This is a genomic window from Polaromonas sp. P1_G4 (assembly GCF_056405475.1).
The window spans coordinates 1-4,185 of sequence record NZ_JBFUCA010000380.1; the positions used below are offsets into that span (position 1 = coordinate 1).

A 4,185-nucleotide genomic window follows, 5' to 3' on the forward strand; every position below is an offset into this window, starting at 1 on the left:
ATCCTTCACCGGCCGTACCAAGATCGACCTGGCGTTTGCCGCCAAGCGGTTGCAGCCGCGCATTGCGCTCGAGGCGATTGACTCCGACGTCATCAAGACCTATGTGCGCCTGGGACTGGGCGTGGGCATCGTCGCCGAGATGGCTATCAAGGAAGACGGCACCAACAGCGACCTGATCGCCATCGCGGCGGGCCCACTGTTCGGCATCAACGTGGCCCGCGTGGCCTTCAAGCGCAGCGCCTACCTGCGCAATTTCGTCTATAAATTCGCCGAACTGCTCAGCGACAAGCTGGACCGCGCCCTGATCACCAAGGCCATGGCCGGCCGTGTCAATGACTATGAGGTCTGACTCCCCCCCGAAGCGGCCTGCGGCCGCCTCCCCCTCAGGGGGCGCCGCAAGCGGCCCGGCAAAGCCGGTTCCGCGGCGGCCGCTTGTAAAAGAAACACATCCAGCTCAATCATGACCATGATCCTCGAACGCACCCCCACRCTCAAAACCAAGCTGCCCGCTGTCGGCACCACCATCTTCACGGTGATGTCCACCTTGGCCGCTGAAAAAGGCGCTGTCAACCTGGGYCAGGGCTTTCCTGATTTTGAGTGTGACCCGCAGCTGGTCAACGCCGTCACGGACGCAATGACCAAAGGCCTGAACCAGTACCCACCCATGACGGGCGTTCCGGCGCTGCGCGAAGCCATCTCGGCCAAGGTGGCCAAACTTTACGGCCACCGCTACGACGCCAACAGCGAGATCACCATCACTGCCGGCGCCACCCAGGCCATCATCACGGCAATCCTGGCCGTCGTTCACCCCGGCGACGAAGTCATCGTGCTGGAGCCCTGCTACGACAGCTACGTGCCCAACATCGAACTGGCCGGTGGCGTCGTAGTGCGCGTTCCCCTCACGCCAGGCACCTTCCGGCCCGACTTCGACAAGATTTCCGCAGCGATCACATCCAGGACACGGGCGATTATCGTCAACTCGCCGCACAACCCGAGCGCCACGGTATGGACCGAGGCCGACATGCTCACGCTGCAGGACATCCTGGCGCCCACCGACGTGCTGCTGATCAGCGACGAGGTCTATGAGCACATGGTGTTCGATGCGGCCCAGGGACGCATCCATCAAAGCGCCGCCCGTTTTCCAGGCCTTGCCGCGCGTGCGTTCATTGTCAGCAGCTTCGGCAAGACTTACCACGTCACCGGCTGGAAGGTCGGCTACGTGGCCGCACCCGCTGCGCTGACCACCGAGTTCCGCAAGGTGCACCAGTTCAACGTGTTCACCGTGAATACCCCTGTGCAATACGGGCTTGCCGCGTACATGGCCGATGCGCAGCCTTACCTGGACCTGCCGGCCTTCTACCAGCGCAAGCGCGACCTGTTTCGCGAAGGCCTTGCCAAAACCCGCTTCAAACTGTTGCCCAGCGAAGGCAGCTACTTCCAGTGCGTGGACATCTCCGACGTGAGCGACCTGGACGAAGCCGGGTTCTGCAAATGGCTGACCACCGAAATCGGCGTGGCGGCGATTCCCCTGTCGGCGTTTTACGGCAACGGCTTTGACCAGCGTGTGGTGCGATTCTGTTTTGCCAAAAAAGACGAAACATTGAACACGGCCCTGCAGCGGCTGGCCAAACTGTAAGCGCGGCAAGCCGGCGTGAAAGAACCTGTTTACGGTCTAAACGGGGCCGCGCAAGCACCTTCTCGGGATGGGATGCAAGGCGCGGTGCGATGCCCATAGCTCGGCTATGGGCTAGCGCCGCAGGCCGCCCGAGAAGGCGCTTGCCCTCCGGGTTGGGGGTGAAATCGCGCGATTGAGCCACCCAGGCCCTTGCATGGGCATGAGCCCATGCGGCGTGCCCGGGCGGCCCACTCATCGCCGATTGCACCCCAACGCGGCCTCGTTTAGACCGCAAACAGGTTCTAAGCCAAGGCTGTCAGTATTTGCCGACGGCTGGACAGGTGCTCATCCTGCTTGTTTGCGCCCCGCACCGGGAAACAATCACTTCACATAACAAGGAGTGCTTCAAATGTCCCTATCCCTCATTCTGCTGATCGTTCTTATTCTTATCCTCGTCGGTGCATTGCCTACCTGGGGCCACAGTCGGAGCTGGGGTTACGGGCCCAGCGGGGGTGTCGGCCTGGTGGTGTTGATCCTGGTCATCCTGCTGCTGATGGGACGCATCTAGTCCGCACCTTCCGTTGGTGATTCACCAGGGAAGATGGCCTTGCATAGCAAGGCCATTTTTTTGCGCTCCCATCTCACAAGCCTGTTTCAACTATTCAGTTGCTGCCACGCTTTTTAGCTGCGGCATAACAAGCCTTCGGCAGTTGTTAGCCTTCGCTGAAAGGTCTGGACTCAGCTATTGAGCTGAGTCCAAACCTTTTCTAACCGCTTAATGCTGACCGGCTGCGGTGTGCGCAGCTCCTGCGCAAAAAAGCTCACACGCAGCTCTTCCAGCAACCAGCGGAATTCCTGCATGCGCGCATCCACCGCGCCTTTTCGCTCAGCCACCAGCCGCCAGTAACGCTGCTCCTGCGGTCGCAACTCGGCCATCCGTGCAGCATCACGTGCCGGGTCGGCGCGCCATTTTTCCAGCCGCAACGTGATGGCCTTGAGGTAGCGTGAGAAGTGCTGCAGTTGCCCATAAGGTGTGGCCGTCAGAAAGCGTTTGGGTACCAGGCGCTGCAGTTGCTGGGCGGCATCTGCCGCGGCTTCGGCGGCATTTTTAGTGTCCTTGATCTTGCGTTGGGCCACAGCGAACTCGGTCAGGATGCCGGCAGCCAGCCGGGCCACCTCGCTGGCAATCAAGGTCAGGCGCCCTCGCCCATCGTCGATGCGTTTTTTGAACTCGGCTTCGTGCGTCGGCAACGGGTCGAGCAAAAAGGCGCGGTCCAACGCCACTTCGATGATCTGCTCGCGCAATTCCTCCAGCGTACCGCCGCCGGAATTGTCGGCGGCGCGGCCCACCAGCATGTAGCTGGTGGCCATTTTCTGCAGTTCAGGCAGGTTCTTTTCCAGGTACTTCAGCGCATCCTTGATCTGCAGCGAGAACAGCCGGCGCAAGCCGGCGCGGTGCTTCGCGGCCGCCACATCGGGTTCGTCAAACACCTCGATCGTCACCGCGTCGCCCAGATCAATGAGCGCCGGAAACCCGATCAGCGTCTGCGAACCCTTGCGGATTTCCATCAGCTCCGGCAACTCGCCAAAGCTCCAGCTGGTGTAGCGCTCCGGCGCTCTGGGCGCTATCTTTTCAGGAGCTGCTTGCGCGCGTCCTGATTGGGCTGGAGGCCGATTTGATACTGAATTTTCGGGGGATAACGTCTTTTCGGACCCAGATTCGGGTGCTTTTGCCAGGTTTTTGAGTCCCGCCAGCGCCTGGAAGGCACCCCGTGCCTGCGAGCCCAGCTCGCCCTTGAGCGCGCCCAGGTTACGGCCCGCACCCAGCTGACGGCCATGCTCGTCGACTATGCGGAAGTTCATGAACAGGTGCGGCGGCAGCATGTCCAGCTTCATGTCATTGCGCTTGACGTCCAGCGAAGTCGCGTCGCGCACCAGCTTGAGCACCGCGTCAGTCAGCGAGCCGCTGCCGAACACCTCGGGCTGCAGCAACTGCTCCGTCATGCGGGCGGCAGTGTCGGGCAAGGGCACCAGGCGCGAGCGCGGGCGCTGGTGCAGCGTCTTGATCAGCGCCTGGACCTTGTCCTTGAGCATGCCGGGCACCAGCCACTCGCAGCGCTCTTCATTAACCTGGTTGAGCGCGAACAATGGCACGTCCACCGTCACGCCATCGCGCGCGTCGCCGGGTTCGTGCAGGTAGGTCACCAGGCAATCCACGCCGCCCATTCGCAGTGTCTTGGGAAACGACTGGGTGGTAATGCCTGCAGCCTCATGCCGCATCAGTTCTTCGCGCGTCAAGAGCAGGAGCTGCGGCTGCTTTTTGACTTCCTCCTTGTACCAATGTTCGCAACTTGCACCACTGTGTACGCCAGCCGGGAGTTGCTGGTCATAAAAAGCGTAGATCAGTTCCTCGTCCACCAGCACGTCCTGGCGCCTGGCTTTGTGTTCCAGATCCTGCACCTGCTGGATCAGCTTCAGGTTCGCCGCGAGGAAAGGCAGTTTGGTGTCCCAGTTGCCAGCGACCAACGCTTCGCGGATGAATATCTCGCGCGCCGTCACCGGGTCTACAC

The 4,185-nt window shown here is 61.4% G+C and carries 4 protein-coding genes; 3 read left to right on the plus strand and 1 reads right to left on the minus strand.

Going from position 1 to position 4,185, the window contains the following annotated elements:
- The 3 genes from AC1D1X_RS17000 to AC1D1X_RS17010 form a co-directional block, all read left to right on the plus strand.
- Window positions 1-349: LysR substrate-binding domain-containing protein (locus tag AC1D1X_RS17000; protein ID WP_477698719.1), on the plus strand; the 349-nt coding region annotated here is incomplete at its 5' end.
- Between the two features lie 111 nt (window positions 350-460).
- Complete coding sequence (locus AC1D1X_RS17005) at window positions 461-1,636, plus strand: pyridoxal phosphate-dependent aminotransferase (RefSeq protein ID WP_477671670.1); 1,176 nt, start codon at window positions 461-463, stop codon at window positions 1,634-1,636.
- Window positions 1,637-2,024: 388 nt separating this feature from the next.
- Complete coding sequence (locus AC1D1X_RS17010; RefSeq protein WP_457282741.1) at window positions 2,025-2,183, plus strand: DUF3309 family protein; 159 nt, start codon at window positions 2,025-2,027, stop codon at window positions 2,181-2,183.
- A 170-nt stretch (window positions 2,184-2,353) separates the two neighbouring features.
- On the opposite strand, the gene AC1D1X_RS17015 is transcribed toward AC1D1X_RS17010, so the two are convergent.
- The coding region (locus tag AC1D1X_RS17015) for a DUF3418 domain-containing protein (protein WP_477698720.1) at window positions 2,354-4,185 on the minus strand (1,832 nt) is incomplete at its 5' end.

What these genes read in the sequence shown, in the direction of transcription:
- AC1D1X_RS17010 (WP_457282741.1), top strand. Translation starts at nt 2,025, where the DNA reads ATGTCCCTATCCCTCATTCTGCTGATCGTTCTTATTCTTATCCTCGTC.